Here is a 229-nt window from a genome sequence, read left to right on the forward strand (position 1 = left end):
TTGCGCCTTGATCCGCATATCCAGCCAGACCGCATTGCGATCGGCCACGGCCACCAGGGCCTGCCGGTCGGCTGAAGACTGGGGATGCAAAGCGGTGCCAGTCGTGACTGTGAAATTATGCTGCCAGCCTACCCGCCAGCGCCAGGCCGGGACATCGAAGGGCGCGGACAGGCCCACGGCGGAAATCGCCGACACCAGATCGGGCGTCAGACTGAGAACCGGCACCGTG

At 65.5% G+C, this 229-nt stretch carries 1 pseudogene; it reads right to left on the reverse strand.

The features are described 5' to 3' along the window. Window positions 1-229, reverse strand: a pseudogene (locus JN414_RS16705) (hypothetical protein); the annotation flags it as partial.

The sequence above is a fragment of the Gluconobacter sp. Gdi genome, assembly GCF_014132155.1.
Lineage (GTDB): Bacteria > Pseudomonadota > Alphaproteobacteria > Acetobacterales > Acetobacteraceae > Gluconobacter.